This window comes from Variovorax sp. YR566, assembly GCF_051992195.1.
Lineage (GTDB): Bacteria > Pseudomonadota > Gammaproteobacteria > Burkholderiales > Burkholderiaceae_C > Variovorax.
The window spans coordinates 5,768,266-5,794,504 of sequence record NZ_CP197092.1; the positions used below are offsets into that span (position 1 = coordinate 5,768,266).

The 26,239-nt window shown below is 61.7% G+C and carries 28 protein-coding genes; 8 read left to right on the forward strand and 20 right to left on the reverse strand.

Going from position 1 to position 26,239, the window contains the following annotated elements; genetic code table 11:
- Window positions 1–141: 141 nt before the first annotated feature.
- The gene (locus ACTG4X_RS26915; RefSeq protein WP_440532352.1) at window positions 142–1,257 is read right to left on the reverse strand and encodes a hypothetical protein; all 1,116 of its coding nucleotides are present in this window, start codon (window positions 1,255–1,257) and stop codon (window positions 142–144) included.
- 953 nt (window positions 1,258–2,210) lie between these two features.
- On the opposite strand from ACTG4X_RS26915, the gene ACTG4X_RS26920 reads away from it, so the two are divergent.
- The 4 genes from ACTG4X_RS26920 to tnpC all read left to right on the forward strand — a co-directional run bounded on the left by ACTG4X_RS26920 (window position 2,211) and on the right by tnpC (window position 6,236).
- Window positions 2,211–3,671 (forward strand): DUF3987 domain-containing protein, encoded by a 1,461-nt coding sequence (locus ACTG4X_RS26920; RefSeq protein ID WP_440532353.1) that lies wholly within the window; start codon window positions 2,211–2,213, stop codon window positions 3,669–3,671.
- A 263-nt stretch (window positions 3,672–3,934) separates the two neighbouring features.
- Entirely contained in the window at window positions 3,935–4,267 is a 333-nt protein-coding gene (locus ACTG4X_RS26925; RefSeq protein ID WP_440532354.1) for a transposase, read from the forward strand.
- On the forward strand, window positions 4,264–4,608 hold the full coding sequence (gene tnpB, locus ACTG4X_RS26930; RefSeq protein ID WP_440532355.1) for an IS66 family insertion sequence element accessory protein TnpB: 345 nt from the start codon (window positions 4,264–4,266) through the stop codon (window positions 4,606–4,608). The genes ACTG4X_RS26925 and tnpB overlap by 4 nt, the downstream gene beginning before the upstream one ends.
- Window positions 4,609–4,688: 80 nt before the next feature.
- Window positions 4,689–6,236, forward strand: coding sequence for an IS66 family transposase (gene tnpC, locus ACTG4X_RS26935; protein ID WP_440532356.1), 1,548 nt, complete (start codon window positions 4,689–4,691; stop codon window positions 6,234–6,236).
- 16 nt (window positions 6,237–6,252) lie between these two features.
- On the opposite strand, the gene ACTG4X_RS26940 is transcribed toward tnpC, so the two are convergent.
- From ACTG4X_RS26940 to ACTG4X_RS26950, 3 genes are all read right to left on the reverse strand, one after another.
- Window positions 6,253–6,984, reverse strand: a complete 732-nt coding sequence (locus ACTG4X_RS26940; protein WP_440532357.1) for a class I SAM-dependent methyltransferase — start codon at window positions 6,982–6,984, stop codon at window positions 6,253–6,255.
- A 242-nt stretch (window positions 6,985–7,226) separates the two neighbouring features.
- The gene (locus tag ACTG4X_RS26945; RefSeq protein ID WP_440532358.1) at window positions 7,227–8,666 is read right to left on the reverse strand and encodes an argonaute/piwi family protein; all 1,440 of its coding nucleotides are present in this window, start codon (window positions 8,664–8,666) and stop codon (window positions 7,227–7,229) included.
- Window positions 8,666–10,549: an SIR2 family protein gene (locus ACTG4X_RS26950; RefSeq protein WP_440532359.1), complete on the reverse strand. Its 1,884-nt coding sequence runs from the start codon at window positions 10,547–10,549 to the stop codon at window positions 8,666–8,668. Before ACTG4X_RS26950 ends, ACTG4X_RS26945 begins: the two co-directional genes overlap by 1 nt.
- Before the next feature lie 192 nt (window positions 10,550–10,741).
- Between ACTG4X_RS26950 and ACTG4X_RS26955 the strand changes: the two genes are divergently transcribed.
- Entirely contained in the window at window positions 10,742–12,373 is a 1,632-nt protein-coding gene (locus ACTG4X_RS26955; protein ID WP_440532360.1) for a hypothetical protein, read from the forward strand.
- A gap of 359 nt (window positions 12,374–12,732) precedes the next feature.
- On the opposite strand, the gene ACTG4X_RS26960 is transcribed toward ACTG4X_RS26955, so the two are convergent.
- From ACTG4X_RS26960 to ACTG4X_RS26990, 7 genes are all read right to left on the reverse strand, one after another.
- Window positions 12,733–13,173, reverse strand: coding sequence for a helix-turn-helix domain-containing protein (locus ACTG4X_RS26960; RefSeq protein WP_440534429.1), 441 nt, complete (start codon window positions 13,171–13,173; stop codon window positions 12,733–12,735).
- A gap of 190 nt (window positions 13,174–13,363) precedes the next feature.
- Entirely contained in the window at window positions 13,364–13,543 is a 180-nt protein-coding gene (locus ACTG4X_RS26965; protein WP_440532361.1) for a hypothetical protein, read from the reverse strand.
- Between the two features lie 53 nt (window positions 13,544–13,596).
- Window positions 13,597–14,334: a DUF7227 family protein gene (locus ACTG4X_RS26970; RefSeq protein ID WP_440534430.1), complete on the reverse strand. Its 738-nt coding sequence runs from the start codon at window positions 14,332–14,334 to the stop codon at window positions 13,597–13,599.
- A 208-nt stretch (window positions 14,335–14,542) separates the two neighbouring features.
- Window positions 14,543–14,830 carry a hypothetical protein gene (locus ACTG4X_RS26975; RefSeq protein ID WP_440532362.1) on the reverse strand — a complete coding sequence of 96 codons (288 nt, stop codon included), beginning with the start codon at window positions 14,828–14,830 and terminating at the stop codon, window positions 14,543–14,545.
- Window positions 14,827–15,060, reverse strand: a complete 234-nt coding sequence (locus tag ACTG4X_RS26980; protein WP_440532363.1) for a hypothetical protein — start codon at window positions 15,058–15,060, stop codon at window positions 14,827–14,829. Before ACTG4X_RS26980 ends, ACTG4X_RS26975 begins: the two co-directional genes overlap by 4 nt.
- On the reverse strand, window positions 15,057–15,371 hold the full coding sequence (locus tag ACTG4X_RS26985) for a hypothetical protein (protein ID WP_440532364.1): 315 nt from the start codon (window positions 15,369–15,371) through the stop codon (window positions 15,057–15,059). The genes ACTG4X_RS26980 and ACTG4X_RS26985 overlap by 4 nt, the downstream gene beginning before the upstream one ends.
- A complete protein-coding gene (locus ACTG4X_RS26990) occupies window positions 15,368–15,892 on the reverse strand; it encodes a hypothetical protein (RefSeq protein WP_440532365.1) in 525 nt (174 codons plus the stop codon). Before ACTG4X_RS26990 ends, ACTG4X_RS26985 begins: the two co-directional genes overlap by 4 nt.
- A gap of 246 nt (window positions 15,893–16,138) precedes the next feature.
- On the opposite strand from ACTG4X_RS26990, the gene ACTG4X_RS26995 reads away from it, so the two are divergent.
- Window positions 16,139–16,372: a hypothetical protein gene (locus ACTG4X_RS26995; RefSeq protein ID WP_440532366.1), complete on the forward strand. Its 234-nt coding sequence runs from the start codon at window positions 16,139–16,141 to the stop codon at window positions 16,370–16,372.
- Between the two features lie 22 nt (window positions 16,373–16,394).
- Here ACTG4X_RS26995 and ACTG4X_RS27000 read toward each other — a convergent pair whose 3' ends face one another.
- The 6 genes from ACTG4X_RS27000 to ACTG4X_RS27025 all read right to left on the reverse strand — a co-directional run bounded on the left by ACTG4X_RS27000 (window position 16,395) and on the right by ACTG4X_RS27025 (window position 20,916).
- Complete coding sequence (locus ACTG4X_RS27000; protein ID WP_440532367.1) at window positions 16,395–17,078, reverse strand: YqaJ viral recombinase family protein; 684 nt, start codon at window positions 17,076–17,078, stop codon at window positions 16,395–16,397.
- 112 nt (window positions 17,079–17,190) lie between these two features.
- Window positions 17,191–18,189 carry a DUF932 domain-containing protein gene (locus ACTG4X_RS27005; protein ID WP_440532368.1) on the reverse strand — a complete coding sequence of 333 codons (999 nt, stop codon included), beginning with the start codon at window positions 18,187–18,189 and terminating at the stop codon, window positions 17,191–17,193.
- Window positions 18,190–18,256: 67 nt separating this feature from the next.
- Window positions 18,257–18,712: a hypothetical protein gene (locus ACTG4X_RS27010; RefSeq protein WP_440532369.1), complete on the reverse strand. Its 456-nt coding sequence runs from the start codon at window positions 18,710–18,712 to the stop codon at window positions 18,257–18,259.
- 154 nt (window positions 18,713–18,866) lie between these two features.
- Window positions 18,867–19,214 (reverse strand): DUF2958 domain-containing protein, encoded by a 348-nt coding sequence (locus ACTG4X_RS27015; protein ID WP_440532370.1) that lies wholly within the window; start codon window positions 19,212–19,214, stop codon window positions 18,867–18,869.
- Between the two features lie 204 nt (window positions 19,215–19,418).
- Window positions 19,419–20,465 (reverse strand): toxin-antitoxin system YwqK family antitoxin, encoded by a 1,047-nt coding sequence (locus tag ACTG4X_RS27020; RefSeq protein ID WP_440532371.1) that lies wholly within the window; start codon window positions 20,463–20,465, stop codon window positions 19,419–19,421.
- A 37-nt stretch (window positions 20,466–20,502) separates the two neighbouring features.
- Window positions 20,503–20,916 carry a hypothetical protein gene (locus ACTG4X_RS27025; RefSeq protein ID WP_440532372.1) on the reverse strand — a complete coding sequence of 138 codons (414 nt, stop codon included), beginning with the start codon at window positions 20,914–20,916 and terminating at the stop codon, window positions 20,503–20,505.
- Window positions 20,917–21,077: 161 nt separating this feature from the next.
- Between ACTG4X_RS27025 and ACTG4X_RS27030 the strand changes: the two genes are divergently transcribed.
- Window positions 21,078–21,320, forward strand: coding sequence for a helix-turn-helix domain-containing protein (locus tag ACTG4X_RS27030; RefSeq protein WP_354412014.1), 243 nt, complete (start codon window positions 21,078–21,080; stop codon window positions 21,318–21,320).
- A gap of 293 nt (window positions 21,321–21,613) precedes the next feature.
- Window positions 21,614–22,438 (forward strand): YihY family inner membrane protein, encoded by an 825-nt coding sequence (locus ACTG4X_RS27035; RefSeq protein ID WP_440532373.1) that lies wholly within the window; start codon window positions 21,614–21,616, stop codon window positions 22,436–22,438.
- 128 nt (window positions 22,439–22,566) lie between these two features.
- Here ACTG4X_RS27035 and ACTG4X_RS27040 read toward each other — a convergent pair whose 3' ends face one another.
- The 3 genes from ACTG4X_RS27040 to ACTG4X_RS27050 all read right to left on the reverse strand — a co-directional run bounded on the left by ACTG4X_RS27040 (window position 22,567) and on the right by ACTG4X_RS27050 (window position 26,139).
- Window positions 22,567–22,794 (reverse strand): hypothetical protein, encoded by a 228-nt coding sequence (locus ACTG4X_RS27040; RefSeq protein WP_440532374.1) that lies wholly within the window; start codon window positions 22,792–22,794, stop codon window positions 22,567–22,569.
- 17 nt (window positions 22,795–22,811) lie between these two features.
- A complete protein-coding gene (locus ACTG4X_RS27045; protein ID WP_440532375.1) occupies window positions 22,812–23,627 on the reverse strand; it encodes an AP2/ERF family transcription factor in 816 nt (271 codons plus the stop codon).
- A 796-nt stretch (window positions 23,628–24,423) separates the two neighbouring features.
- Complete coding sequence (locus ACTG4X_RS27050) at window positions 24,424–26,139, reverse strand: ShlB/FhaC/HecB family hemolysin secretion/activation protein (protein WP_440534431.1); 1,716 nt, start codon at window positions 26,137–26,139, stop codon at window positions 24,424–24,426.
- Window positions 26,140–26,239: the final 100 nt, after the last annotated feature.

Genomic DNA, 26,239 nt, shown 5'->3' on the forward strand with positions numbered 1-26,239 from the left:
TGTCTACGAGAGTGCACGATTGCGCATAGCGCGCAGCCTTGCAGCGCAATGGCGAACTCTCTCAGCCTTCGGCGCATAACGACAGCCCCCTGGAAGTAGCGCCCCCGAAACACAGCAAGCAACCTAAGCTCCACCGCTTGTTCACGCGGACGCAGCGCCGCCTTCGGCCTCCGGCCATAACTTGCGCTTGGCCCCCCCTGGATAGGGCTGCTTGTAGCGACGGCTGATCACGAACGACTTGCCCAACGCGTCGTAGCGCATCCAGATGTCCGTCTTGGCCAGATACGAGGCAGCCGATTCAAGCAGAGCCTGACGCGCCACTAGATTGGAATAGTGGATACGCCCCAAGACGGGCTTCACGTACTTGTGCGCATTGCAGTTGAAGTAGCGTCCCTTCCCTTCGGTGATCACCCACTCCCAATGCTCGCCCATCGTTTTGGCGATCCCCACGCCGTCCTGGGCGAGGCTTCCGTTCAGGAACACCAGCATGTGAAAGTGAAACCCGGACTCGGTCCCGTACTCCATGTTGCGCATGTAGCGCACCAAGGGGTGGCGCTCACGCAGATAGCGCTCAAACTTCACGATATAGCCGTACGCCTCATCCTCCGACACGGCCGGTGCGTAGGGATACCCGTCCGACGACGAGTGGAAGTGCAGGTCCAAGCGAATAGTCAGGAGATCAGCGCAGTCTTGGAACGATTCTTCCTCTGCCTTCTTCACCGACTTCCAGCGCTTGTCCGAGCGACGCCGCGCGGTGTCCAATGCCTTGCGTACCCCTCCGGACGCCCAGCCCTCGCGGATATCTCGGACTACCGCCTCCAATGAATCCAGCAACACATGTGCCGCGTCGTCGGTATGCGCGTTCCAAAAGCTCAGCGCCATAGCGTCCAGGATGTGCTTCTCACGAGAGCGCTGCAAGAGTTCATACAGCGGGTTCATGTGATGCTGTGGCAGCGTCGCCTGGATGTCATCAAAGGGCAATTGCAGGGCCTGCAGCAAGTGCTTGCCATCGTGGCTCGCGCGGATTACTTGGCATGTCCCGCTGCGCTCCTTCTCCAGCCAGAAGACCGCGCGCTCGGAGCGAGCGATAGCGTACGCCACCTGCGCGGCGCGCTTGACGTCCGAGGCGTATTCATGCTCTTTGCCCAGGACGAGCGTTTGGGTGCGCCCGCCGTTCTTGTTCAGTCCATAGATGTACGCATGGCGCTCGGGCGCACGGCGATCGAAGAGCTTGCGCTCGTAGCCTTTCGAAATCACTTTTTTCTCCTATCGCTTCAGTCCTTGAGGTCCTCCTCAAGGACTGACATTGCCGCCTCGCAGAAAAGAAAATGGCGAGTAGCGGCGTGCCCCACCTTGTGCGGGGATTTCAGATTCGAGGGTTCTTCGCCCTTGATGGGTGCAATTTCTTTCGTCTCCCGACGACTTCATCTCTCCTTTTTAGCCATGTCGCTGCACTGATTAACGTCAGTGCCTTTCATGCTAGTTTCTCCTGATATTTCCAAAAGCACTGATTGATGGACCTGAATCTTCATGATCCTGAATTCATGCTCTTGAAGAGCATTCATTCACCTCGTTCGTGTTCAGATTTCGACTGTCCAATGAAAGTCGAAGGACCCCACTTTCTCTTTCTTTCTCTTTGTGAGCAATAACATAGATACCGGATCTCGGCCTGCGCAGATACTTGATCGCAATCGGCATTGGCATCAGATTTCTCCTGGCCGACGTGCGCCTCTTCTCCTTCCTCTCGTCGTTGAGTTGGTCACCGGCCGACTGATCTAGCAACCAGTCGACCTCCGCCGCACCTGGATTGATCAACAGCGTTTAAAGGAATTCTGAGACATTCGACTTTGGAAGAATAGGGATGCAACTAAATCCATCGATGCGCTTTGAGCAGCCTCCCCAAAAAATCGGAGGGTGCGGATCACGGACGATCAAGAATTCCAAAATTGGAAGCTGCTTGTTGATCTGGTTCCTGCTTGGTGGATGCAATACAGCCGTTGCTTCGGCCCCCCTTCTTGAGCGTCCATCCGCCACTCGATTCGGAGTTCTGCATGAAATTGGGGAAGGTGCTGAATGAGCACACCTCAGTTCAGCTGACGCAACTAGAACGAGGAGGTGCTTTCATCTAGATTCCACGGGGTGCCACATGAAAACGCGGCCCGTATCGCGTATGCGGCTTGGTTTATTTGTAGTCGCCCAGGAATGTATTGATGTATCTCCCCGATGACCCCTACCCTGTACTTTCGAGTGGCCCGCTGATCTCCAGCGCAGCCATCGAGCACAGCCAAAACACCAACACTGCACTAGCCATTCCAGCCATCGCTGCCATGGCTTCCGCTGCTGCGGCTGTCCAGGATCACTTTGATGTTCAGCGCCCGGATCTTGCGCCGTCGCCCATCGCCATGCTCTGCTTCGTTTGCCTCCAATCGGGTGAAGGCAAGAGCACGGGAGCCAAAGTGTTCGTGGAGCCTCACGAGCACGTGCAGATGCAATTGGAGAAGCAAACACAGGATCTCCACGAGCTCGAGGCTTCGCGACTCGTGTGGAAGGAGGAATTGGCCCACAAGCGTTCCGAGGTGCGGAGACTCCTCGCCGAAGAGAAGTCGACCGTGCAGGCGCAAGCAGCCATCGTCGCGCACCTGCGCAATGAGCCGAAGGCACGGGCGCAGATCCAGCTGCTGTACCAAACCCCGACCCCAACAGGCTTGCGACGTGGCCTTGCAGGCTGGCCCTCTGGGTTCATCGTCTCCATGGACGCAGGCCAGATGCTCAATGGAGCAATAGGCAAAGACTTCGACTTCATGGATTCCACGTGGGATGGCGACACGAACCGGTCTGCAACCGCCGAGCACTCCTTCACCATCTATGGCCCTCGTCTTTCGGCTCTGTGCTTCGTGCAGCCGTTGCCCACGCTTCGGTACTTCAGGCGCCGTGGCGAGGAAGCGCTGGACACAGGTTTTTCTGCACGGGTGGAATGGGCGTTCCTGCTGCCCACCATTGCAAACGGTCATCCCCCATACTCGAGACCGATGAGGCATGTCGCCGTTCCGGCGTATCAGTCGCGCACCATCCACTTGTTGGAGGAGCGCATCCGCACCCGCACCCGCAATTCGGGCAACAAGCCACGGCGTGCAATCCCCTTTACGACGGATGGGGCCGCATATTTTCGCGACCTGCGTCAACGCACCGTCTCGATGTCTGCACCAGGAGGGCCTCTTCAACACCTCGGAGGCTACGCGGCCAAGCTTGCGGAGCGCGTAGCCCGCTACGCATGCATCATCCATACGTTCAACGATCTTCCAGGTGCTATCAACGCTGAAACGCTCTCCAATGCTGAATGCATCGTCCAGTGGCATTCGCGCCAATTCGTGCGCATGATCACGGAGACGTCGCCACAAACCCGAGCTCAATATGACGCGCTGCATCTGGAACAATTGATCGGGCAAGCCATCTATCGTGGCGAGATGATCCGGCTCGCGGACTTGTCGCACATCGCGCCCCCGGACTGGGGGCGCCCGCGGCGCATCCAAGCTTGGCAAATGCTTCAGTACTCCGGGCGGGCTTGCCTCAGGCAATTTCGACGTACTTCGTACATCCAGCTGACCTCACTGCCGCATCTTCCAGCCCCCTCCGAAGCACGAGGCGAGAAGCGATCGCTCTCCGAAAAGTAGGCAGATCGGCCGATCTCAGTCCACGGCGCAAGCCTAAAGGCTCGCGGAAGCCAACGAATGTGGGCTGCGATCCCGGGTGCAGCAACGCAAGGTCGCGACATGTTGGGGCTGCTTTCAAGCAGCTGCGCAAATAGGATCGATGTAAGGGGCCAGCGAAGTCACGTTGATAGTTAGACGCGCGATGGCAAGGATGGCGTCCATCTAACTCAGATGGACGCTTGATGAATTTCAGAAACTTGCCCCGGCGACGCCACAGCGCGGAATTGAAGACCGCAGTCCTTGCCGAATGCGAGGTGCCCGGCGCGTCGGTGGCGGCGATTGCACAGGCACATGGCTTGAACGCCAATCTCGTGCACCGGTGGCGCCGCAACCAGGCTGGTGCGCAGGCACCCGCAGCGCTTGGGGCGGTTGGGGAGTTCATGGCGCTGGCGTTGCCGGCGGCGGCGCTGTCCGAGCAGGCGTCGGCGGCGCCGGTGCGTTGCTCGCCGCCGGAGATCCGTGTCGAACTGCGCCGCGGTGTGGCGAGCGCCACAATCATCTGGCCGCTGGCCGGCGCAGTCGAGTGCGGTGCGTGGCAGCGGGAATGGCTCAAGTGAGCGCACCGATGGTCCGCATCGAGGCGGTGTGGCTGGCCACGGTGCCGCTGGACATGCGCTGCGGCACCGACACCGCGCTGGCGCGCGTGGTGAAGGTGTTCGGCGAGGCCCGTGCACACCACGCCTATCTGTTTGCCAACGCGAGGGCCAACCGGATGAAGGTGCTCGTGCACGACGGCATCGGCATCTGGCTGTGCGCGAGACGCCTGCACCAAGGCCGCTTCGCTTGGCCGAGCACTGCTTCAGCGCACGCGGCGCTGAGCAGCGAGCAGTTGGCCGCACTGGTCGTCGGCTTGCCGTGGCAACGCCTGAGGGACGCGGGCGTCATCCGCGTCGTTTAGACCCGCTCTCCTGTGCATGTCACAGGCAATCCGTGAATGCGCTGATGGTCGGCGCGCCGTCTCGAGCGACACTGGCGGCCATGCTCGACGCCCCGCAGATCGCTCCCGAACAACTGGCGGGCCTGGGCGAGAGCGAGCTTCGTGCGCTGGCCGCCCAACTGCTCGCGCGCATCGAGCACCACAACCACGAGATCGACTGGCGCGATGCCAAGCTGGAGAAGCTGGCCTATGAGATCGCGCACCTGCGGCGCATGAAGTTCGGCGCCAGGAGCGAGCAGCTCAACGCCCAGCAGAAGGCATTGTTCGAGGAGTCGGTGGATGCCGACATCGCGGCACTGGAGGCCGAGCTCGAAGAGCTGAAGACGCCGCCGACGGGCGACGATAAGAAAAAAACCAAGCCCGAGCGCGCGGCGTTGCCGCAGCACCTGCCGCACATCCAGATCGGCCACGAGCCCGATTCCACGACATGCGCCTGTGGCTGCACGCTGCAGCGTGTGGGCGAGGACGTCAGCCAGAAACTGGACTACACACCTGGTGTGTTCACCGTGCAGAACCATGTGCGTGGCAAGTGGGCATGCCGCGAGTGCCGCACGCTGACGCAGGCGCCGGTTCCCGCCGAGATCATCGACAAGGGCATCCCCACGGCCGGCCTGCTGGCCCATGTGCTGGTGGCCAAGCACTCGGACCACCTGCCGCTGTACAGGCAGGAAGCGATCTTCGGTCGTGCCGGTCTTGCCATCCCGCGCTCGACGCTGGCGGCCTGGGTGGGCGTGTGCGGCGTGCGGCTGCAGCCGCTGGTGGATGCATTGAAGCGCCACGTCCTGGCCTGCGCCGTCGTACATGCCGACGAGACGCCGGTGGCGATGCTGGCGCCGGGCAAGGGCAAGACGCATCGCGCCTACCTCTGGGCTTATGCAGCGGGGGCCTTCGAGCCTTTGCGGGCGGTGGTCTACGACTTCACGATCAGCCGTGCGGGCGAGCATGCGAGGACCTTCCTTGGGGACTGGAAGGGCAGCCTGGTGTGCGACGACTACGGTGGGTACAAGGCGCTGTGGGAACGCGGGATCATCGAAGCGGGTTGCATGGCGCATGCGCGCCGGTACTTCTTCGAGCTTGTGAAGACCGACAAGAGCACCATCGCCGCCACGGCGGTGGAGTTCATCGGTCAGTTGTACGGCATCGAGCGCGACGCGCGAGACATGACACCCGAGCAGCGTCTCCAAGTGCGCCAGCAGCGTGCACGGCCGATCACGCTGACACTGCACGCCCGGCTCATCGCCCAGCGCAGCAAGGTCGTGGACGGCGGCGCCACCGCCAAGGCCATCGACTACAGCCTGAAGCGTTGGACGGCATTGATGCGCTACCTCGACGATCCGGCGCTGCCCATCGACAACAATCACGACGAGCAGCAAATCAGAACCTGGGCTACTGGCAGAAAAAATTGGTTGTTCGCCGGCACGCTGCTGGCCGGCCAGCGCGCGGCCGCGATCACGAGCCTGATCCAGTCGGCCAAACTCAATGGCCACGACCCCTACGCCTATCTGAAAGACGTGCTCACGCGATTACCGACCCACCTCAACAGTCGCATTGATGAGTTGCTGCCGCATCTCTGGGCACCAGCTCGGTGATTTGCGGATGCGCGCCCTATTGCTTGCGCCCCCACACTATTGCGACAGTGAGCGGGCGTTGAAAGGTCCCGAGCGCGTCGAGTCGGTCGGTGACGTATGAACGCAACTCGGCCTCGATCATGTCGTGGAGCGATAGCGGTACTTCTTCCCACAAGCGCATGGACCGGACATGCGCGATGGTCTGCGTTGGCGAAAGATGCTCGATCATCGGGATGACGACCTCCTCGACTGCATCGAAACCGAACGCATCCAGAGTCTTCGCGGGTTGATAGTTGAGCTTCGGGCGGGCGCTACCGAGTGCGACGTGGCGGCTGACGATCTCGACGATGGATTCACGAAAATCTCCGGCGTCGTTCTTGTTGACGACGACAAATGCTGCGCCTCCTCGCAGCACTCGCTGGATGCTCCGCACAGAGGCTTCATCCGAAAACCAATGAAACGCGCCAAAAGCTGTGGCTCCGTCAAATTCCGCATCGGGGAAATCGAGATGGCTGGCGTCTGCGACCTGGTAAGTGCCTGCCTGGCCGACGGAGCGCGCCTCTTCAATCATGTCTGCGTCCACGTCAGTGCCGACTATTTGAAAGCCGCGCGCAGCCAGTTGCCTAGTAGCGATGCCCGTTCCACATCCGATGTCGAGGATCGAGTGACTTTGCGTCACGCCAAAAATGTCGGTGACCCTGTCGATGACTTCGTTTGCATACGACTGGCGGGTTGTGTTGTAGATCGCTGCAGATTCGCCAAATGACATGTTCGTTCCAGAGGCAATGGGAGAAGGTTCTGTTGTGACCGAACGCGGCCGTGCGCTGAAGCATGCCACGGTTGGTGTGACCTTGCGTCTGTCAACCATGACTTGCCGAGTCGCTTACGGATCGATCATGTATCCGGCGGTTGCCGGATACACAGCGCAGGTGCATATCGTTCAGCCACCCTCTCGGAAGAATCCAGAGGGGATCCCTCGCGTAGTGTCACCGGTCGCTAGCCCTTTGACGGCTACATGAACAACCGGTACGGATAGACGCTTTTCGGTAGGTCCGGCACGTTCGCGATGGTGCGAGCGAGACGCTGCGAGTACCTGATGCTGACGGGCACCGGGTCGTACAGCGCGTCGTTGTTCCAGTCCATCTTGGTCAGCGCCAGCGCCTCATGGGCGATGAGCTCCAGCGCCCCCTGGCCCGCATGCCGGATGAGCTGCAGTGGCTTCGGAATGCTCTTGCCACCCTGGTAGTAGTCACCCTTCGTCGAAGCCCCCGGTGCATTGCCAGCCACCCACACCAGGACTGAGTTGCCCGAACGGATCACGATGGTGCCCCGAGGAACCGGGTACATCGCAGCCTTGTAGGGCGGGTTCTCGCGCCCAGACTCAATGAGCCAGACGCCCCGCCAGCACGTCGCCGCGCCCACCTCGATGCATTCAATCTCGGGCACACCGCTCAGCGCATCGAACGCGCCGTCGATTTCCTCCTGCTTGAACGCCGTGGTCTTGTGGATCACTAGGCGCTTTGGCAGCACACCGCCATTTCGACTTTGATAGAGCTCCAGGCTTCGAGCCAGGACCGCGCGCATGTCGTCACGGCTAAGGAACGGGTTATGCTTCGCCTCTGCGACATCTTCGACTGGATCACGGGCTTCGAACGCCACGAATTGCATACCGCCGCCGTCCATATCGAACACCTGCGAACAGCACGTCACATAGTGGGCGTTTCGGGCATCACCGCGCAGCGCGTATGCGAGGCCGATGTAAGCCGTGCCATCGGGCACGCCCTTCAGCGGGGCAAGCTTCCAGGGTGTTCCCGCGGCCTTCACGTAGAGCGCTGTCGAGAGCCGCCAAGCGAGCGACGCAGCATGACCGAACGTGAACACGCGGTCGTTCAATACCTGCGTCGGAATGTTGTACTTGGCCCCGAGCGCCTTCAAGGTGTCATGGGCGTCGAAGTGCTTGCTGCGAGTCGCGGGCCCCCACGCATCGGGGAAATGCACCAGCACCACGTCGAACTCACCGCGCATGGTGTCCAGGCGCCGCAAAGCCCCCTCCATTGCATAGAACAGACGCTGGTGGATGTCGCCGTCCCCGGGAAGGTCATTCACGCGGTCTGGCCACCGCACATGCGCCGCCGCAACTGCCGATTCGAGCTTCACGCGATACAAGGCCTCGAAGCCCGGATACAGCGGCACATATTCGGATTTGTCCTGGGGCCGGTGCTGGTCGCGCAGCGAGGCCATCAGAACGCCGCGGCGCTTGAAGGCGCTAATTGGGCCGATCGTAGCGATGCGGATGGAGGACGTGTAGCCGCCGAAGGACCCTTTCGAAAACGGGCCATGAGACAGCAGGCCGCGCAGCGGATGCATCGACGTCTGCTTAGGGTCTGAAGGCGAGAATGCCAGCAGCGGCTCCTCGAGCAGTTCGAAAGGAGGCAGTTTTGACGACGCCATCACTTGGTCCTTTCGAAGTAGGTGTGGTGATGGCCAGGTCGGCTCCACCCGGTCTGCGTGGAAATCGTGAACGAGGCGTCGACGCCCGCCTGGTCATCTATTCCAAATGCGCGCAACGTGCCGTCTCTGGTCGAGGTCAGCATCGCGGCCCAGGCGTCGATGATGGCGGCCCAATGCTTGTTGTACTTGGTCGCCCAGTGCTCCCGGCGCCAGTCACCTGCCGGATCGCCTCCACGGCGCCCATACTGCACCCCCAGGGCCTCCTGAACACTCGCTACCTCCCCGGTAGGCGCCTGGTCCAGTTGTTCTCGCGGCACGTCCACGAAGGTGTACGGCTCAAAACCGCACCACCAGCGGTCCTCGATCTGTTCCAGCTTCAAGTAGACACCCTCGTGGAACGGGAAGCCGAGCTTCTGCACTTGGCCTGTCAGGTTGGCCTCGTATGCAGCGCGAAGCCGCGCGAGGTCCTGAGCGCGTTTGCGAGCCCAGTCCTGGTCCTCGCCTTCCCTCGGCCCGGCAACCAGAAGCGAATGACCCGAGCGCTTGTACCGTGGGATCAGCGGCCTGTGCCGCGACAACGCCTTCGTCAGTGCGTCATACAGTAGGCCCAGAGCCCAGCTGTCCTGCTTCGGGTTCAGGTCCACCGTGCCGGCGAGCTGCCCTCCGACCGATACGAGAGCCGCCATTACCTCCTCGTCTCTGCCAAACACGGCCAGTTCGCGGCCGTAGGATGCGACAACCGCCTTGCAGTGCTGTTCCCTCAGAAGCCCACGAGCCACCGGCGTCGTTAGCGGCTGGGCCAATGTCACCCTGCGCGCCACTCGCGGCATCGATTCGATGAGCAGCGCCGAGAACCGAAGCATCGGGTACTGCCGGGTCGTGTTCGAAGGAAGCTCCACCGGCACAAGGCGGGGCGTAGGTCGCCCTTGGGTGACCATGTTGAAGAGTGGCGCTGGAAGGTCTATCTCCTTTATCAAGTCCGCCGCCACCTCGTCAAAGGTTGAGCACTCGACCACCGCGACATCCACGCCGGCATGATGGGCGATGATCAAGAACTCGGTGACTGCGGGTAGCAGCTTTGAGACCGAACTGGTGACCCAATACAGCCCGTTCGGGAACGGCGTTTTCTCCTTCAAAACCGAGGTCAGCGCCTCCATGACGGACTCGTCGCGGCCGCTATAGCCAATGAACACCATCCCAAAGCGCTGGCTCACCTCAACCAGGACGTGCCGCATGGTTTCGTCCTGCTTCTCCAGTTCGGACCCGGTGTTCTTGATCCGCATGGAACGGTAGTCACCGTGGAGCTTGGCCACCAGTGGCCATCTCGACTCCTTCAGGCAGAGCATGGCGCGCTCACCCGAGTCGATGGCTGCAACGGTGGGGCGCTTCTGATCCGCGACCTGCAGCAATCCGTTGGCGGACAGCGCGGTGTCCTCGATCAGCGTGTCGAAGTTTGTGGTGAACACGCAGTCCACCTTGCCGGCCGCCATCAACGCGGAGAGCACCTTGTGGCCAAAGCAGGGGACGCCGTTCTTAACCGCATCTTCGATGTACTGGCGGCGATGGCGTTCCTGCGGGTAGACCAACTCGAAGGCCGCCGCGTATTCGTTCGGATGGCCATCGGGCGGCAGCATGGACGTTCGCCGGAAGAAGTCATTCATCCGATCGACCCAAACTTGGTCGCCGGCGTCGATTTCGCGGCGCGGGATGTCGTTATGGGCGCAGAAAATCTTGGTTTTGAAGTCCCGGATCATGGCGTAGCCAGTCGGGATGTTCGAGGCGGCCGAGGCGCCAGCGCCCAAGAACCAACTCACCAGGTTCGGCCTCAGGGCAAGCGCCGTCGCGAACGCCCGCGACGTCATCGTCGGAATGGATTGCGGCACGATACTCCCTCGTTTCCTAGGTGTTGGCTTTTCCGCGCTGTACTGTACTTCTTACATCTCGTGTGAAGCTCCAATATAGCGCCCCCTAATGGGGCATGAATCGGTAGCATCTGCTGGCATTCGGCGCACCCAGGGTTCAGCCGAAATCGTAGTGTTTGCCGGGACGATATCTTGTAATTTGTGGAGGGGGCCGTGCCAACATTTGAAATCAAGCAGATTGAAGTTCCGCTGTTTGGGGTCGTAGAGACGCCTGACCAAACAGGGTGGCTCAACGCCTTCTCCAAGGTGACGACGACCGTCCAAGTCCAAGTGGATGCGCCCGCCCTGGACATCATCGCCGATGAACTTGAACTCGACGCGGAGGGACTCTCTCAGGACGCCGAGCGTTATGTCAACGGACACTACCGAACCAAGGCCCGGGGGATGGGCGGGTCACGGCTCGGAGATATTGGTGAAATCCTCACGTTCCTCGTGAACCGAGTGCCCGGGCAAGAAATTGTGCGAGTCATGTCCTGGCGCGCAGCAAAGGGGCAGGCGGTAAAGGGTTCACTCTTCCCGCAACCCGACTTCATCATCAAGAACGCCATTGGACTAGCGGCGCTCGAAGTGAAGTCAACCGAGGCATTCGATTTTGTAAATCTCAGGGATAAAACAAAGAACTGGACCTGGTTACAACCGTGCTCTTCCGTTCGTGCGTGCCGCGAGCAAGCGCTGCCGCAGCTTGCATTCGTGGGTCAACAATTCACACCGCAGCACCACTCGCTGATCATTCGGGATGGAACCGTCGTGCCATTTCCAGTCGGCAAAGGTGTTGCCACCGCCGTCGTTGCCGTGGACGGGAGGGTAAATACCCTGCGTGACGATCCCAAGTACAGGACACCGAAGGCCTGTCGGCAAGCCAGCCGCGACTGCTGGTCATGCTTGCCGATGACCTGTCATTTCGTCCTGGTTCAGATGCCGAATGCACCCGGCATGCTGTCCCTCGGAGGCGCCGCCGATGACGGTTCGGAGGCATGGCTTCGCGCGTACCAGCGGTGGTCTCAGGCGCTCGCCGCGCGCGAACTCCTGGCCGTGCGGTCGTCGCTTGGTGTTCTAGTCGACGCGATCGAATCGTGGCTCAGCGGAGATCGTATTCCCGAGGCTCGCGTGCTACGCGGCTTCTGGGGCTCTTACCTGTACGATGCGATGCGAACCCGAGGTTTCGATGTCGGTGCTCCTGAAGCACTCGAAAACTTGAATAGCCTCGAGTTGGACTTCGATTGGAGTCCTGCGCCAGTTGCAGAACCGGTAAGCCGCGAGACCAGCATCGAAGACATTGCGCGATTGATAACTCAAGATCAGGGATTGGGCGCGCCATTTATGGTGTCAGCACGCCTGCACCGTAACAACCTGGGTGTCAGCACAGTGTCGGTCCGAACGACCGGCGATTTTGTCGAATTCCATCTCGTATCGAAGATTTGGTGGGCGCAGAGTTCGGTGGAGAATGTCGAGAGCGCGTCCTCGATAGCCGGGCAGTTGTTGTCATTTGCGCTTGAGGCATCAGGTTGGCCGGCTTCAGTGGAAGACGCCGCAGTCCCACTTCGGGAATTGAACGCTCGAGTCGGAGATCGAGAAATTCATCTAGGCTGGGAGACAGCGCCCGCAACGCCGCGCTCTGCGTCGTGGCAGTCGTGGATGGGTGGTTGGCCACTCTGGTTTGATCTCGAGCGATTGTCGCCATGGCCGCCCCTTCTCTTCGTCGGCGATCCGCGAGTTCGGCTTCGAGTGCTGCCGGACGGGCGCGCCTACTTGCGAGTGCTCGCGACGTTGTTGCGACACCATTAAGCGGTAACCATCGCCTGTCGCTTGTTGCCTTCGTGCTAAGGCGAAATCTCACAGATGACGCTACCGATGCAGGAACCACCTCCACCCAGCCCCATTCGTTTAGTGGAAGCCTGCGACAAGTGCGGTGGTCAAGTTATGGACGCGCGTTACCCTTAAGCGGCTGGGCGCCCCAGCTTGACGGTCATGATGAGCGGTTGCAAGCGATGCGGCAAGAGTTCGTCGATGCGGCTGTTCATGTGCGTGGGCAGGCGCTCCAGGACTGAAGACAGCGCTAGCAAAGATGTTGGCTTGCGACCTAACGAGGAGTGTGTGGGCCCCGCAACTCTGAACACTGTCGCCGCGGTTACAGAAGCGCAGTGCTATTGAGTGGTGAGACGCTCCGCAATTTCGCGTGCACGGAGCTCTCGCACAGCCGCAAGACTCTCAAGTTGCGCGGCCCGCGGACGCGCCTTGCCTTGTTCCCAGTAATAGATCGTCTGTCCAGACACACCAACCAGCTGTCCATAGCTCGCAGCAGATAGACCGAGCTTTGTGCGATGTGCCGCCAACCTGGAAGCACTGAAGCGGCGCTTCGTCACCTCGCCTGCATCACCACCCGAATCCGGAGCCGCGGCAGGACGTATCACGCCCTTCGCGACGCGGCGCAATTCCTTTTCTAGCGCACTCACTTGACGGCGTAGCTCGGCAATAGCCGAACGATGTGAAACCGATGCGTTCTTCAGCGTTTCAATCTCGGCGCGCACTTCTTTGCGAGCTACACGGGAAATTTCGGCTTTGAGGATCGAGGCAATATTGGGCATCGGCGCATTGTGCCGTCTTGTTGTCGCCGGCGACAGTTTGATCAAGATAGTTACTTCGAGCGCCTTCTGAGCCATGAGCCCCTTCCGCTCTAAGACGACACGAGATCGGCCCAAAAAAAAAGAAATCGCGAGTGACCGCCTGGACACTTCTTCACGAAACGAATTCATGAAAAAGTGTTCAGACTTTCTTTCAACCGATTTCCTTGCGGCCACGACCGCTTCGCCGATCAATCCCATATGCGTTTGTCAAGTTGGCGAACTGAATCTCGATCTCCATAGCACGCCGCACTTCTTCCAAGCGAGAGGGATCAGCTTGCTTGCGTGCAAGCATTGCACGGTCCACCTGGTTGAGGAATTCTTCGTCGAACAAGATCTCCGCACCTTGAGACTGCGCGCTTGAGGCTCGTGTCTCATCGACTTGCTTTACCAGAGCGCCCCCTTAAGGAAGATCGCCTCCACGCGCTTTGCCCCTGCTCCATGGGCCGGAAACCCCATGATGGCCACACGCTCACGCTGCTGGCATATCCCGCAGTTCAGGCAGTCGGTGTTCCCCAGGCTAGCTGGGCACACGATGACTGAACGGCCTGCGGGCGTGCGCACTGGCTTGGTGGTGTCCTTGGGCAAGACGACTACAACGGGCGCGATGCCGCGGTCCGCATACATGTCGGCCTGGCCCAACGCTTCGGCACTGAGGTTGACCGTGAAGCCAAGCCGGTTCGCATTGAGGATCGCCTCCTCGTTTTTGGGTGTCGCCGGATAGTGGGTGTATGTGAAGCCGCGTCGCCCCCTATTGGCCATTGCCAGCCTGTTGAGCAACCTAGCGTCGATCACGCCCGGCGAAGACGGTGTCAGATCCCCCGCCTGGTTGTGCCGCCAAAGCGCGTGGCGCCGAAGCGTGGAGATGTCCTGAAGCAACGCATCGAAGCTGCCGCCGCGTTCTCCGTCAGAGACGGCCCGCCAGTGCAAAGCCAAAGGCCCGCTTTCGGCATAGCAGCCGTTGCGCTTGAAACTGCAGCCCGGTGGGCATGAGTTCGCGCTGGTCGTGGTGACCGGAATCGGGCCGGTCTTCGCATTGCGGCTGATCCGGATGAAGTGGTACGTGAAAATGGATGGCGACATGGCCGCAGCGACGGATCGCTGCGGTCGACCGCACGAATGCATGGAGGCCAAGTTCAGCTCCTCTATATGGGGGAAGTACCGCGAGCGCGGCAAAGAAACGAACGCACGCCCTCCCCCGCCCTTCAGGCGCGGGAAGATTCGGGGTCGCGCAGAAACAAAAAAGGAACCGAAGGTCCAAAAAGCCAGGGATGGCCCGGCGCGAGTGCCAGGGCGGCGCTCGGGTCAATCGACTGATCGCCAGTGATTGGCTTCAGCTGGCGGAAGACGCAGAGGAATCCTCGGAAGCCGATCCCGGCGACCCTGTGCTCTCCTCACCTAGCCTTTGCGCCAGCTTCGCGCGCACCTCAAGGGCGCAGCCATGCCAGGCATGGCCGCTCACGAGCGCGGTGTCCAGGGCCTCGGGCGTGGAGGCCGCGACCCTCTGCGAGTACACGTCCAGCGCCTGCAGCACAAAGACCTGGATCAACGCCCCGTGGGCGCTGAACTGCATCAGGTCCGTGACGAACTCGACATTGGTCGGAGGTAGTGATCGCTTCATGCGCCACCGCCATCTGCTTCGCACGCCGAGTGCCGGATCTCGAAGCCGGCACCGGGGATCGAGCCCGGATCGAGCAGCATGATCGGGTCGCTCGCAATGCCTTGGCGCAGGGATGCCCAGCCCTCCTCAGTGAGCCCTTCCTTGGAGGCTTGCGCGCAGGCCGCACGGCGCAAGGCTGCTTCGTCGAAGACATCGATGTCCGCCCTGAACACCAGGGATAGACCACTCATGGCATCTTCTCCTTCGATGTGACAGGACAGATCTCGGCACCGAAGGCCAGCGCCGCGCTGTCGAGGCTGGCCGGTCCGTTCTGTCGCACCCACCAAGCGGGCGGGCTGTAGGGCACGGTCATCACCCCGAGGTAGCCATCCTGCGACGCATAACCCACGACCTTGGCGTGGCCGATGTTGTTGATGCGAATCAGAATGTCGGCGCCGATCGCGGGCACCTCGAACTCGGCCGACCACTTGAACTGGTCGGTCGCCGCGAGGTTGCGGGTGTAGGGCGGCACCGTCTCGTGCCGCTGGCAATCGTTGTTCATGGTCGGGATTCCAGAGATGGCAGCACCGTAGCGCAGCCAAGTTGTCGGGATTTGAGGCGGAAGACGAGGCCGTCGCTCTCGCGCGCGACGTCCCAGCCCCGTCGTCCGAGGCTGCGGCGCAGCACATAGGTGTGGTCGCCATACGCGACGCGCAGGCCTGGCCGGATCGCCGACCGCCTGGCCATCCGGTTCGCGTGGAAGGCACGCACCTGCTCGCGCCAGGCGCCGGCATACCTGCCCATGGGCGCGTCCGCCTGCTCGAGGAAAGCGAGGGGGCAGTCGTAGTAGCAAGGTCCGGCGGTCTCGTCCATGCTCTTGACGGCCGCCTCACCATGCCGGCAGTCGATCAGCGTGAGGCCGATCCACTTGCGTCCGGCGTTGTCTCCGATGCGGGTCTGGGCCAGGAACCACAACCGGTTGCCGATCACGCGGTGCGCCAGCACCGTGCCACGGGTGCCAACGCTGGCCAGTTCGTCATGGACGGCCTGGTCCTTGGTAGCGCGGTAGACGATGGTGCCCACGTCAGGCCTCCGCATCGGACGCAGGCACCAGCGCGAAATCAGCGCCGTTCAGATCGCGAGGCCGAGGGAAGACGACCTGGAGGAGGAAGATGGGGTGCGAGAAAAGGTGATGCATCGGTTGAACGTCAAAAAGCCCGCGCAAGGCGGGCTGGTGAAGAAGAAAAGAGCTGGAAAGAGAGGAAAGAGCCACAGTGCCCTCCTGCCCGCACAGCTGCCACTCTGGAATCGAGGCGGCACAATCTCGGCATGACGACACAGCAGGAGCTGCCCGACGAGGTGCTGAGCACGATGGCGACCGAGTGGCGCAGGAAGGCCCTTGCGGGAGACCTTCACGCCCGCGGTATCGCGCACGAACTCGAGACGGAACTGCGTCGGCGTGCCGGTGCGCCGATTACGAACTACGACACACTGGACCTGCGGCCGCTCGAGACGAGAACCCTGCGGCGCCGGCGCTGGTGGCCGTTCGGGCGGGCACGCTGACGTCGCGGGGCGATCGCAGTGCTCATCCGTCGCCGTCCGATGCGGGCGGCGCCTGGTCGCGCTCCACATGCCGCCAGAACGCCCGCTCCTGCCGGATGAGCCGCGCGATCTCGAACTCGTGGCGTTCGATGCGGTAGACCTGCAACTCCTGGCCGCCCAGCAGCACGACCACATCGGCGGCCTGCGCGCCCGTGACGGCGAGTTGATGCAGAACCCGAAGCCGGATGTACTCGGGGACGCCCAGGGCCCACAGTGGGGCCATCTGCATGCCGACCGACAAACACTCGAGCAGTTGGACCTCGGAGGATGCGACAACTTCACGAACGACGGTGGCGGACATCCAGGGGTGCTCGGGGTGCTGCAGCGTGGCGTTGATCCGCCGGACCCGGCGCCCAGTCCTGAGGGTGTAGTGGGCCGCCACGATCGGCTCGAGCAACCGACTCCAGTACGCGCTGCTGTCGTGATCCAGTCGCACGGGGTGCAGCAGGTCCCGCCGGCCGGTCTTCTCCATCCAGAGACGGACCTGGGACTTGAAGGGATCCTGGCCAAGGGCCGCGGCGGCGTCGAGGTTGCCGAGGCCGGCCTCATGCAGGCCAGGCCCATGATCACAGCCGAGCTCCCACGTCGGCGGAGGCTCGACCAACTGGAGCACAGGCCGCACCGTCGAACGCGGTGTTCTCAGACGTCCCGCACGTGTATTCACCATGTTTTTTCTCCTTGAGGTTCTGATATCCACCGAGCAAAAAGCCCCTCTCCTGTGAAGGAGAGAGGCCTCTTTTTGGGGGGACGGGGGGTAAAAACGCCCCTGTGAGAGGGCTTCAGGACGTGAGCTGAAGCGCACGGTCCAGGGCCCGCTGCTTCAATGCAGCGCCTTGACCGAACCAGGCGCTGTCGAGCCGGTATTCAGGGCTGCGAGCCCGACGTTCGTGGTCAACGAACTCGGTCACCGCGTTGAGCAAGCCCCAGGCCGTGCCCTTGGCGGCGGCGAGTTCGGCGCCTCGTCCCCTGCCCTCGTAAAGGGCTTGCACTGTCTTCAGGGCACGGTCATGCGGCAGGCCCGGCTGTCCAGTGTTGCCCTGCTTGCGGATGGCCTCATGGGCGTTCGGTCCACACAGCACGCCCAAGAAGTAGTCCAGCGTTTCCTTGCCTTTGACCTTGCGTTCGGACAGCTGCTTCATGCGGTGCATGAAGTGGTCCCACTGGGAGACGGCAATCCCCAGCTTCTGCTTGATGGCGTCGGCGTCGAAGCGGGTGTTGTGGGGCACCCGAATCGCGTTGCTCGTGCCGTCCAGCGCGATGGACAGGGTGTTGTTGCAGACCACCCGGACGGTGGTCGGGGTGACGGTGGTGGCGAGGGTGCCGTCGCACGAGGTGGCGAGCAGCAGGTAGCCATCTACGATGTCCGAACCCTTGAGGACTGCCTGCTTGCCGGTGCGCGCCAGTGCCCAGAACTTGCGTCCGGCCTTGAGCACGCCCGCCGTTTCCATCTCGTAGCCGCCGATCTCTGTAAGGTCGCGGTAGAACTCGAGCACCGCCCGGGGCTGCACGACCTGGTAGCGGCTGCTCACGACGGACAGGGGGGCCTGGGTGTCGCTGCGATAGAGGACCTTGTGGTCCTGGAAGGACTCCAGGGTCTGGAGCGACGGGTCTGTCTCCGGACCTTCGGTCATGTAGCGCACGGGGGTTTCTCGGATGGTCCAGTCCATGCCGGCGCTGCGGGCCCAGACGTCGATCGGTTGCTTGGGCGGGAGCCGGTGGCCAAGCAGGTGCCAAGGGGTGTCACCTGCAAAGGCCATTTGTTCGATGAGATGTGCCATGGGGAATGGGAAGGGAATGAGGAAGGAAATGGGGAAGAAAAGAAGAACCGGGACCGCGAGTGCTGCGTCAGTCCAGGTCCGGGTCTTCGGGGTCGTCGTAGAACGGGCCCTCGGCTGAGGACGGCCCCGCTGGCCGGAACGGTGACGACGTCGGCGCCGGGTCCGGGGACGACCACGGTCCGTCGGACGCGCCCCGTCGGCCACTGAAGGTGTGGCCGCAGTTGGTGCACCTGCAGTTGTTCAGGACGCGGTCATCGACAACGCGGCCGAAGATGGCGCCGACCTCGGTGCCCAGGGCGCCGCCGCCCAGGCCACCGAGCACCACACCGATGACAGTGCCGATCGTTCCGCCAGCCGGACCGGCGGCCATACCGACGGCGAAGCCGACGCGCGCGCCGCGAAGCGCACCGGCAACGCCGCCGGCGGCACCTGCCAGGCCGCCGAGCGTGCCGCCGGTTCGCTGGGCGATGTCGCGGGTTTCAATGCGGTCGCAGCCGCAGTTGGGACATTGAAGGTAAGACAAGGTGAAAGTGCTCCTTTGAAGCAGGTGGAAGAAAGAAGAAGAGAAGAGCTGGACAGGGCGGGCCCAGGCGGAAAAAAGCCCGGTCGACGGCGAGGCCGGACCAGGCTTTTTGAGGGGGTTTTGTTGAGTTCGGGGAGCGAAGGAGGAACAGGCGTCAGTCGACGATGCGACCAGCAAGCCGTGCCAGGCGTGCGTATTCGCTCAAGGGCTTGTTCGCCTTCCAATACAGGTCACGCTCGATGCCGAGGGCACCGCCCATCAGTCGGATCGACATCAGCTCTTGCACGGACACATGGCCCGTCTCAGGCATGCCCATGCCGAGGTCGCCCAGGCCGTAGGCCAAGTCTTCGTCATCGGGGTCCAGCTCGGTGATGAGCCAGGTCGCGGCCCCGCAGGGGTTGAACCACTTGACCACGGGAGGTGGATCGAAGCGAGGGTTATCGCGCGAGGCTTCGCCGTTGGCGAGCAGCAGCCGGCGCAACTCGGGGGTAATGAGTTCCATGGGGTCTCCAAGTCTTGGCCCGATGGGGGTCGGGCAATTGGGTGTCTGGGAAGGCATCGGGCCGCGCTGCGCCAATGAGCAGACGGCATAGCGCCCGGCCAACCGGCCGGGTAGGGCCAGGCGCGGCCGGGCGAGATGGGATGCAGAAATGAAAAAGCCGCCCGAAGGCGGCTTGAGAAGGATTGGAAGATCAAAACGGAGGCATCAGCCTGGCCGTTTGCCGCTGCGGCACTCGGTCTCCCATTCACCGAGCTGATCGGCGGTGATCAACTCGTCCTCACCATGCTGGACGCGGAAGGCGACGATCTGCGTATCCACGCAGCCCTGCACATTGGAGGCAGTGCCCGGTGGCACCGCCGTCGCTGCCGACTTCGCTGTCGGCGCCAACGGCACCTGCACGCCGTTGTCGTACCTGGCCACGACCTGGAGTTCATCCGTTGTGTTCCTGTCGCTGTCCAGCATGGCGACCACGACGTCACCATGGGGCTTGCCCATCTTCCATCCGCGGCGATCCCTGAGCTTGCCGGAGAAGACGTCGTAGTTTTCCTCGATGCCGTCCTTGATCCCGTCGACCATCCTGACGCGATACTCCAGCCGGTCGGTTCCGCGTGAATAGCGGACGAGCGCGCCGTCGACCAAGCCCTTGGAGTAAGTGGCGCGGGAAACCAGCTTGCCGGTCTCGTCGTCGGCGATTTCCTGTTTGCCGTGCACCTTCCCCTGCTTGAAACTCATCTGCAGGATCTTGCGCCCCGACTCAGGCCCGAACATCGTCATGTCGCCATCCAGGACGCCGTTGTCGAACTGCGCTTCTGCTGCGAGCTTGCCGCCATTGCGAGGAAAGTAGGTCTTGATGCGTCCATCCAGCGCTCCCTTGTCGAAGCTCATCTCGTCGGACAGCAGTTGGTCCGCAGTGGCGCGGCAGACTGCCTTGCCCTCCAGGATACCTTGATCGACATGGACGTCGCAGGCAGCGACGGCGGTGTAGATGTCCGCCTGGATGCCCAGCGAAGAGTAAACATTGGAGAGGATCTGGTGGTACGCCGCATAGTCCTTGCGGCCGACGATCACCGCACGTGCGGGTGCGTTGGTGAGATTGCCAGAGTACGGCTTGTCGGCACCAGCCCGGAAGATCTTGCCGTTGACGACCTCGGCGTTGCGGAAGTCCAGGGTCGAGGGGCCGCAGGCCGCCAGCAGGAATGCGGCGGCCACGGACATGCACGGCGCGAGAAGCGCCTTGATGATGATTTTCATGGTGTGTGGAGAGGAAGGAAGTGGTTGACCGCTCGGCTCACTTACGGATCGACAAGCCGATGGCGCCGCCGATGAGCAGCATGCCGGCGAAGCCTTGGAAGGCCTCGTCATCGCCCGCCAGGGCGATCAGCAGTACCGCCGTGATCACCGTCATGATGATCTTGACGCTCTTTGGGAGGGTCTTGATGGTGGTGCCCGCCAAGTAGTAGATCTCGCCGCTCCAGGCGATGACGACGGCAGCCGGCGGGAACACCAGGAACATGCAGACCAGCGCCCAGCGTTGGCGGAACCAGGGGATCGAGCCATAGGGGCTCGGGCTTCCGGACAGCGGTGCCTGCACTGTGGCAGGTCCCTGCCCTGCGGGGGTCTGGGGGGCACCGCATTTGGGGCACGTTGGGGCGGTTTCGTGGATCTGGTGGCCGCAGCCGCGGCAGTGGACGAAGTTGGTCACGAATGTTCTCCTCGATTTATCGAACGGAATGGGATTGAGCTACATGCCTGCCGGCCAACCGACGCACACGTAAAAGGCCGTAACGGCATTTCCTCAAGTGCCAGATCATAGATAAAAAAGGTCAAAACGACCTTTTTTGAGATGACGACGAGCATCGAGAGATGCTTCCGTCCATCCATCACCGCCGTTACGACGTACTGCGCAAGCATTTGCGCGGAACTCGACGGACTGCGGGGCTGACGCAAGCGGAGCTCGGTTCGCGCATGAAGGTCGACCAGTCCTACATTTCAAAAGTTGAGCGCGGTGAGCGATACGTGGACGTCTTGCTCTACTTGGACTGGTGCCGGGCTTGCAAAATGCCTCCGGAGGCTGTTCTGGTCGACCTCATTCGTGCAGGGGCCTGATCCAAACCAAGACCAGCCGCTTATATGAAGTCGGATTTGCGAAACAGGCTTCCCAGATTGGCAAGCTGGTGATAGCGACTTTTGAAGCGCGCGGCGTACTGCTCACTTCAGTCATATAGGTCTGAAGATTTCTGGAATCGGGCCGCTCTACAGTCAAGGGCAGCTTGCAATGTCGATTCGGCCGGTGGAATCAAGAGATTGGCTCGATCCACAGACACTCGGACCATCGTGGCCTTCAGGGGGCAGCTTCTTGTGGCCGCGAAACCGTTCGATTCTTCCTCCTTCAGCGATACATGTTTGCCCTGACCCGCCTGACGATCGACCGCGCCCGGAAAGAGCGCCTGCCCCAAGTCGCCGGAAGCTTGGCGTTTACGACCTTGCTGTCCATCGTGCCCGTGCTGGCCGTGAGCTTTGCGCTGCTCACGCGATTCCCGGTCTTCGCGCGATTCAAGGATGCGCTTCAGGAGTTCTTGCTCAGCAGGCTGCTTCCGGCAGACATTGCACGCACGGTGCTGAAGTACCTGAACCAGTTCGCCGCCAACGCCAGCGGCCTGACCTGGGTCGGTTCGCTCTTTTTGCTGGGCGCAGCCATCGCGATGCTGCTCACCGTGGAGAACGCGCTGAACCAGATGTGGAAGGTCCGCAAGAATCGGCCATTCCTCAAGAGGGTCGGCCTGTACCTGCTGATGCTGGCCGTCGGGCCACCGGTGCTGGGGCTGAGCCTGTGGGCCATGTCGTATCTGCTGGGCATTTCCATGGGCCTGATCGGTGCGCTGCCGCACTCGCTCGCACTCGTGCTCGACCTCGGGCCGCTCATGCTCGGCGTCGCAGTACTGACGAGCATGTTCTACCTCGTTCCGAACACCAAGGTACGGCTGCGCGATGCCTTCGCGGGTGGCTTGATCGCCAGCGTGGCTTTCGAACTCGGCAAGCGCGGCTTCACCACCTACCTCGTGAAGGTGCCGACGTACAAGGCGCTCTACGGAGCATTCGCGGCCCTTCCCATGTTCTTGCTCTGGGTCTACTTCTCGTGGCTGGTCACGCTGGTCGCGGCCATGATGACCGCCAACTTGGCGCTCACGCGCCGACGGCCGGCCGGCAAGCCCGCCAGGGACTAGAAGCCGGCCTTGGCTGGCGTGCCGATCGCCGGCGGGTAATCACCGTCTCGATGAGCCCACCAACATCCCGCCCTGCATCCAGCTGGAATCGCTTCTTGTCGCTTCGATGTTTTCTTGAGCAGATTCCGTCAGAAGCGTCCGCGGATGCCCAAGCAGTTGTGGAAGCACGAAGCCCCGCTGGTCAGCGTGCCGCACAGCTCGTCCACCACCATGCCGTCGCAGGCGCCGCCGGAAAACGCAGCGGCGGGCGAAAAAGGACTCGTCGGGATGTTGGCGAGCGGAAATGGTATCCCGCTGTCAGCGCGGCACGCTGAGACGACTTTTTCGAGGACAGTGAGACCTTCTTTCAACGGCATGTAGGGCCCTTTTTCTCTCAGCCGGATTTCTGGATCCGAGTGTGTGAAGCTTCTTTGAGTTGCAGTTGTTCCTTGCGCGCAGCGATCGCCAGCAAACGGGCCTTCTCGTTGCCGTGCGTCTTCACGGAGAACGATTGGGAGATGCTTCTCCTGCCGATTCCTCCTGTCTTGGCGAGCCAGTAGCGGGGCGAACCATCGGCATTCATGATGCAAGAGACTCCAGGGATGCCGGAGCTGTTGTTTTTTCTCAAGATCTCGACGACCGCAATAGGCTCAGGCAAAGTTCGCTGCGCCCCATTTGCCGTGGCTTTTGAGGTAGTTGGTGCTTTCTGTACCATCGCCCTCACGCCTTGCTCCGCGGGGTGAACCTTCCTGAGCCCTCTCATCTGCGCCAACTGCCTTTCGCGCTCTGCGATCGCCAGAAGCTCCGCCTGGGCGGCACCGTAGCGGCCCACGCCGAAAGACTTGGTCAACACGCGATCCACGCTCACACGGGTGATCGCGTGCCAGCTCGTGATCTCGCCTTTTCTGTTCGACCGGAAGGTCACACCGGCAACGCCGCTCTTGTTGCTGGGGAGCAGTTTCTGCGCCACCTCACGTCGTTCTTGCGGCAGATGTTGGCGCACGACCTCGTCCCGATACGCTTGCGCACACGCCAGCGCAGCGGACTCGCCGCCATACCTGCTGAAGGCGAAATCTCTCAAGAACTTATGACCTCTTCGCGAAAGAGTGACTCGCCATTTGTTTAACATGCGCACGATGCCATACATTGCCGGGGCATGGTAGAAGTCGTGGTCGCCTAGCGTCGACGAGTTCTTGTGCGATACGGACATTGGATTTCCTTTAGAACGGGGATGATGCCCCCGTCCCAGTGCCAGAGAGACATCGATTGCTGCTCGCATAGCAACTCGTCACTTCTTTGCCGTCGTTGCCGACTTGAACAGATTTCTTGGGCATCGAACGTAGATGAGATATCGCCGTTGAGCCTTCGCTCACCTCGAGTGAGCTTGCCCATCAAGCCAGAATAAACAACACAAACGACTGACGCCGACGACGGCGAAGGATTGCGGAGCCATCATTCCATGGCGCCCCCCCTGGGCCGAGCTAGAGGTCTTGTCGTCGCTTGCACGCCTTGCGTCCTGTCCACGCGTCGCTGTATGCCGGCTCCACAATGACAGGAAGCAACGTGTCTCCGATCTTTTGGGATACCGTCAGCAAGCACTGAAGGCCAAGAACCTGGCCCTGAAGTACGTATTGCGCGTCCGCCGTCGTCGCACGAAATGAAGCGGTCACACTGCACGACATAGTTCCACTGCCGTAGGCATAGCCGACAAGAATGTCCTTGTGGACCGGAATCTTGTAGACGGTTTCTGCATGCTCCGACGTCGCAGGCTCAGACTTGAAAAATCTTCCGCAACCTCGGTCGTCAGCTATCGAGAAGCTCAACGTCTTAGAGCCAATACTTCCTGGCCGCCAACTCGTTATCTTTGAGGGGACGACTAGCATGGCGGATGGGCCGTCATCGCTAGGCACGTACGGTACTGCCGAGACACAACCGCCCAGTGATATGGCAATCACAACGGCAAGAACTCGTTTCAAGCAACCTCCACCTGATGTCTGTGCTTCATCTCAGAAGCTGGCATTCAGATTAAAGCCCAGCGTGATCCGGGCAGTTCTGTAACCCTCGGGCTTGTGGATCGGCGTGCCGACGAAGAAGTCGTAGCTCAGCTTGCTCCACTGGCCGCGCACGCCGATGACTGCGCCGGCAAGGCTGCGGCCCAGAAGATCAATCGTCGACCGTCCGCCAACATGGCCGTAGTCCATGCCTGTGTACAGCTCCGCCCCGCTCTGCCCCACGGCCCAGCCGATGTCGTTGCGGATGAGCCAGCCACGCTCACCCAGCAGACTCGTCTCGCCATCGAAGCCACGCACCGTGTAGCGCCCGCCAATAGCGAAGCGGTCTTGCGGCGTCAGTGGCGTGCGGTTCCACTGCGCACGGATCAGGCCAGAGTAGCGCAGCTTCTGCTCACCAAACTTGAACGGCGCGTTGAGGGTTACATCGGCCGTGTACAGCTTCAGGCGCGAAGTGCCCTCGCCGAACTCCTCTTCCGGTGCAACGCGGGAACCGAAGCCGCCAGTGCCACGCTTGTAGGCCAGCGTGCCCTCGAGCGTCGCTTCGCCGATGAACTCCTTGTGGTTCAAGCTGAACTCCCAGCCGCCGACCACGCGGTGCTGCACCTCGACCTCAGTGTCGTCCACGAAGTTACGCGACTCGCGGCGCCAGCCCTTGACGGCCACCGTGGTCTTGCGGCTCTGGTCGCGGTAGACGAGGCGCGAGAGCTTGACCTCGGCGTTGTTGGACTTGCCGGCGTAGACGTAGTCCTGGTTCAGGCCCGCCACGCTCTGGTGGTACTGGCTGTTGGAGGCGGTGAAGCCCAGGAGCCAGTAGCCGTAAGGCAGCGAGTAGTGAACGGTCTGGCCTTCGGTGCCCTTGGCCGGATCGCTGAAGACGTGGTTGTTGATGTTGTGGTTGGCGCTGACGTAGAACAGGTCGTTCAGGCCGAAGGGGTTGTCCAGGGACAGGGTTGCGCCGGACTGATAGCGGCCTGTGGCTTCGGTGCCGCTGTCGTCGAGGCTCAGTGCAATACGCCACTTCTTGGATTGGACGTACTTGACGACGAGGTCGCTGTCGCCGGGTTTGGCGTTGGGTGCGGTCGAGGGCTCGATCTGGATGTCGGCTTCGGCCGTGGGGGCGCGCTTGAGGTTCTCCAGGCCCTGCTCGATGTCGCGCAGGTTCAGGAGGTCGCCGGGGCGCGCGGGAATGGCCGTGGCCAGCAAAGCGGAACTGCCGAACAGCGTGGACGAAGAGTCGGGCGTTGTCCGAATGGCTGCGATGCGGCCGGGCACCAGCGAGAGGGTCAACGTGCCGGTGGAGAGGTCCTGCGGCGCAGCAAGCACACGGGTGGTGACGTAGCCGCGCGCGATGACGGCTTGCTGGGCGCGGGCGAGGACTACGTTGACGCCGATTGTGCCGAGGCAGCGGCCGATGGGTGAATCGTTGGCTTCAGGGCCGGATAGATCAGCCACAGCCCATTGGAAAGACTCGGACTGCTCGCCGACCAGAAGCACTCGATCGATGCGAAAGCACGGGGATTCGGATTCAGGAATGCGCTGGACCGGAGCCGGCGGCGCGGCTTGCGGTCGCTGATCGACGGTGCGCTCGTTCTGCTCGCGCAAGGCACGTTCGCGCTCCTGCTGGCGCTGCTGTTCGACGAAGGGCTGCGGGGCACTTGGCACCTGTGCTTGAGCCAGCAGAGGACTGCCAATCAGCAAACCGGCCAGCATGGCACGCGAATTCGTTCTCAATTTCTCTCCCTCATCATTTTTCTATGCTCGCGTCACACAGCGGCGATGCAAGCAGTGCCCAAAAACGAGCGCACCAGAT